General features: G+C 59.1%; 3 protein-coding genes and 3 pseudogenes. 5 read left to right on the top strand and 1 reads right to left on the bottom strand.

Going from position 1 to position 4,696, the window contains the following annotated elements; translation table 11 throughout:
* The 5 genes and pseudogenes from ACT6QH_RS00050 to ACT6QH_RS00030 all read left to right on the top strand — a co-directional run.
* Positions 1-288 (top strand): annotated as a pseudogene (locus tag ACT6QH_RS00050) (Mu transposase domain-containing protein); the annotation flags it as partial.
* Positions 236-968 (top strand): annotated as a pseudogene (gene istB, locus ACT6QH_RS00045) (IS21-like element helper ATPase IstB). The pseudogenes ACT6QH_RS00050 and istB, both read left to right, overlap by 53 nt.
* Before the next feature lie 29 nt (positions 969-997).
* Positions 998-1,336, top strand: a complete 339-nt coding sequence (locus ACT6QH_RS00040) for a histidine phosphatase family protein (RefSeq protein WP_444972795.1) — start codon at positions 998-1,000, stop codon at positions 1,334-1,336.
* 103 nt (positions 1,337-1,439) lie between these two features.
* Positions 1,440-1,826: a DUF2946 family protein gene (locus ACT6QH_RS00035; protein WP_444972794.1), complete on the top strand. Its 387-nt coding sequence runs from the start codon at positions 1,440-1,442 to the stop codon at positions 1,824-1,826.
* A 238-nt stretch (positions 1,827-2,064) separates the two neighbouring features.
* On the top strand, positions 2,065-4,329 hold the full coding sequence (locus ACT6QH_RS00030) for a TonB-dependent receptor (protein WP_444972793.1): 2,265 nt from the start codon (positions 2,065-2,067) through the stop codon (positions 4,327-4,329).
* Between the two features lie 123 nt (positions 4,330-4,452).
* On the opposite strand, the pseudogene ACT6QH_RS00025 reads toward ACT6QH_RS00030, so the two are convergent.
* A pseudogene (locus tag ACT6QH_RS00025) lies at positions 4,453-4,696 on the bottom strand (peroxiredoxin); the annotation flags it as partial.

The raw sequence follows: 4,696 nt of genomic DNA, 5'->3' as shown, positions 1-4,696 counted from the left end.
CTGATGCCACTGGGCCGGCCCTTCGATGGCTTTGTCGAGCAGATCAAGCGCGTGTCGCCGACCTGCCTCGTCGCCTTCGACCGCAACCGCTATTCGGTGCCTGCTTCCTTCGCGAACCGGCCGGTCAGCCTGAGGGTCTATCCGGATCGTCTGGTCATAGCGGCCGAAGGCCAGATCGTGTGCGAACATGCCCGGCTCATCGACCGTTCCCATCACAAGCCGGGACGCACAATCTATGACTGGCGGCATTATCTGGCAAGCCGCTGGCGATCTGATCGAGCAGGGCGCGCCTGCCTTCGACGCTGCCGTGCCCATGCTGTCTGGGCTCCTGAAGGCAGAGATGGCCGAGCGGGAGGTCAGGTCGATCGCCTATCAGATCAAGGCGGCTCGCTTCCCGGCCTACAAGGATCTGGCGGGCTTCGACTTTGCAGCCAGCGAGATCAATGAAGCCCTCGTGCGCCAGCTTCACCAGGGTGACTTCATGGGAAACGCCGACAACGTCGTGCTGATCGGCGGACCCGGAACCGGCAAAAGCCATATCGCCACAGCTCTGGGCGTCCAGGCTGTCGAGCATCACCGCAAGAAGGTCCGCTTCTTCTCCACGGTCGACCTGGTCAACGCGCTTGAGCAGGAAAAGACCATGAACCGGTCCGGCCAGCGGACAGAACGCCTGCTACGCCTCGACCTGCTCATCCTCGATGAACTGGGCTACCTGCCCTTCAGCCCATCGGGGCGGCGCCATGCTCTTCCATCTTCTCAGCAAGCTGTACGAGCGCACCAGCGTCGTCATCACCACCAACCTGAGCTTCAGCGAATGGGCTGGCGTGTTCGGTGACGCCAAGATGACCACCGCGCTGCTCGATCAGCTTACCCACCACTGCCACATCCTGGAAACCGGAAACGACAGCTTCCGCTTCCGCGCCAGCACCGCGGCGCCCAAAGCTAGAAAGGAGAAGCCCCCATCTTGAACCTGCCCAGAAACGGCAGCACGTAAACCATACCCACCCGGGTCAATTCTCAATGGAAATCAACAGCACTGTGGCGCTCCGCACCGCATCGTGTGCGTTTTCCCTCAGGGGAATCCTTGCAGGATATTATCCTGCGTGGCGCGGATATGCTGCGAAAGGTGGTGCACAATTACCCTGATGGCACCCTTGTCCTTGTCGGCCATGACAGCATCAACCGCGCACTTCTGATCCAGCTTCTCGATCAACCTCTTTCCGCCTACTGGAAAATTGCGCAAGGCCCCTGCTGCATCAATGTCCTGAGCCTTGAAGGTGAAAAGGTTCAGATCTCCGCCATCAACAGCATGCAGCACCTTGACGGGCTGAGCTGAACCAAGGGCACAGAAAAGCTGACAGGCCCAACATCTGCGACACATACGCCGCAGTTTCGCCTTATTCCAATATGGCAGTGAGTATGTTATCCGGCGCATCGACATGCGCTGGAACACTGGAAAAACACGAAGCATAAGATGGGTCGCCGCCTGGACGGCCGCCTATGCGCTTGTTTTTCAGGTTCTGCTCACAACCACCCTGATTGCTTCCATGCCGCGCGGCGTGGGTGCTGTAGAAACCTGTTTTGCGAGCACGCTGGAACTAGGAGGCGGCGCAAACGGGAATGCGGATGACACAACCAGCCGAGGACATTGCCCAGCCTGCCTCGCTCGGGTTGATCTGCTTGCACTGCCGCCGCCTCTTGCCCTGCTTCTCCCCTTCCGCATCAGCACGCGAACGCAGCTCTCCTGGCTCCAGCCAGCCCCCTTGCATCTTGCCGCCAGGAAAACACCCGGCCAGCCCCGCGCGCCCCCCTTTCTCCTAACCTGACACGCGCCCCTGAGCACCGCACACCTGCGAACCCAGGGGAGCAGAAGTCATTGCAGCAGCTTTCACGCGCGGCGCACCAAATGCTCGCCCTGAAAACTGCCTTCTGAACATCCTCCCATTCATCGGGCTATCGTATGGATGCGGTCTGGTGCGTGCGCGCATGATGCTGCACGACGGACACGCATGACCATGGATAGTCAGGGCGTCAGCCATGAAGCTGCACGCCAGGATTCTTGTCATGTCTACAGTTTTCACAATCAGCCTGCGTCAGGCGTTGCACCAGAGCACCGCCTTCATTCGGCCCGGCCTGCTCGGCCTGTGTGTTGTCGCCGGTTCCGCAACACTTCCATCCTCGGTGAACGCTCAGGAGAACAGCACCACCATTCTGCCCCAGATCGAAGTTCGCCCTGATGACGCGCGCACAGTGCAATCCGGCTCTTCCGAACAGGCTGGCAGATGGTCTTTCACGCCTGCGGCAGCCAGCCGGATATCTGGCGTGCAGGCGACTTCGGAAACCCTGCAAACCAGCAATTCCGCCGCGCTCTTCAGCCGCGTTCCGGGGGGCTCCTTCTGGAATACGGGCGGCGTTTCCGGTCTGCCGGCCGTGAACGGCATGGGCGGCGCGGGCCGGGTGCAGATCACCATCAATGACATGCTGTTTGGCATGGCCTGCCCGAACGATATGAACCCGGCACTCTCCTATGTGAACCCGGCCATGATCGCCTCGGCCAATGTCTATATGGGCACAGCTCCGGTGAGTGTTGGGGGGGACTATACGGGCGCCAAGATGGATGTCGCCGTTGCGCCCCCGCGCTTCACACCTGGACAGGCCCTCAGCACATCAGGCGGCGTTTCCGGCTTCTACCGCAGCAATGGCAACGCCTATGGCGTTGACGCCAACGCCACGGTTTCCAATGAAGATACCAGCGTGAGCTATACGGGCGGGTGGTCCCGCGCCGATGATTACACATCCGGCGATGGCACCAAGATCAAGTCCACCATGTATGAGACGCAAAACCACGCGCTCAGCATCTCGAAGAAGCTTGGCAACCATCTGTTCTCGGCACAGATCGGCGGGCAGTTCATTCCCACACAGGGCTATCCGAACGAATATATGGATATGGTGGAGAACAAGAGTCTCTTCGCCAATGGCCGCTATGAGGGTCAGTTTGACTGGGGCCAGCTGGAAGCTTCCATCTTCGCCAACCGGGTGCGCCACACCATGGGCTTCATCGAGCCCGACAAGACCGGCGATATGCCGATGGATACACGCGGAACCGACCTCGGCTACAAGATCAAGGGCACGATGAACCTTGCGGAGAGCAACCTTCTGCGCCTGGGCAATGAATTGTTCTACAGCCAGCTCGATGACTGGTGGCCCCCGGTTGATGGCTCCATGATGATGAGCCCGGATACTTTCTGGAACATCAATGATGGTCGCCGGCTACGCCTCGGCACCTATGCGGAGTGGGAAAAGGCGCTCGACAGCCACTGGACTGCACTGATTGGCGTGCGCAATGATACCGTGTGGATGAATACCGGCGCTGTCTCCGGCTATAATACCATGATGTATGGCGCTGACGCTGCGGCCTTCAACGCGCAAGATCGCGCCCGTACCTTCTTCAACATGGATGGTGCAGGCACTCTGCGTTATCAGCCGGATGCGCAAAGCACATACGAGCTTTCCTTCGCCCGCAAAACCCGCGCCCCGAATTTCTATGAGCTGTACAGCTGGTCCACCAACCCCATGGCCATGAACATGATTGGCTGGTTCGGGGACGGCAATGGCTATGTCGGCAATCTGGACCTGGACGCCGAGTCTGCCCACACGGTCAGCTTCACCGCAAGCTGGAAGGACCCGGTGCAAGATGCATGGTCGCTGCGCGTCTCACCCTATTACAGCTATGTGGTGGATTATATTGACGTGGACCGCTGCGCCATTGGCAGTTGCCTGATGAAGCGACCGAACAATCTGACATCACGTGACAGCTTCGTGTTCCTGCAATTCGCCAATCACGATGCCTGGCTTTTCGGCATCAATATTGATGGCAAGCTGGACCTGTGGGAAAGCGCCACTCACGGTCGGATGACGTTCCGCGGCAATCTGAATTATGTGCAGGGCCAGCGCACGGATGGCGTCAATCTCTACAATATCATGCCTCTGAACGGCCTGATGGCTCTGGATTACCGGCTGGGTAACTGGACCACCAGCGCGGAGCTGGCAATGGTGGCCGCCAAAACTCAGGTGAGCCAAGTGCATAATGAGGTACCAACCGCAGCCTATGCGCTTCTCAATCTGCGCGCCAGCTATGTGTGGCAACAGTTCAAGCTCGATCTGGGCATCGAGAACCTGCTGGATACCCAATATGATCTGCCGCTGGGCGGAGCCAATCTGGTGAACTATCGCAGCAAGAACATGATGGGGAAAAGCTCCCCAATCTGGGGCTACCCGGTGGCGGGTCCTGGGCGCTCCTACAATGCACGCGTCAGCTGGACATTCTGAAACAACACAAATCCATATCAGAAAGGGAGCCCCTTCCTGAGTACTCAATAAAAAAGCGGGAGCCATTGGCCCCCGCTTTCTGAATATTGCGCTCCGGCCTTTACCGGAGCGCTGTTTTGATAATCAGATCTTGCCGACGAGATCGAGGGAGGGAGCAAGGGTCTTCTCGCCTTCCTGCCACTTCGCCGGGCATACTTCACCAGGATGCGCCGCCACATACTGAGCAGCCTTGACCTTGCGCAACAGATCGGCAGCATCACGCCCGATACCCTCAGCCGTGATCTCCACAGCCTGGATCACACCATCAGCGTCAACAATGAAGGTGCCGCGATCCGCAAGGCCCTGGCCCGCGCGCAGAACCTCAAAA

Source organism: Haloleucobacter albus (assembly GCF_052492075.1).
Note: the sequence above shows the minus strand (reverse complement) of the source record. Positions and strands in the feature narration are given on the sequence as shown.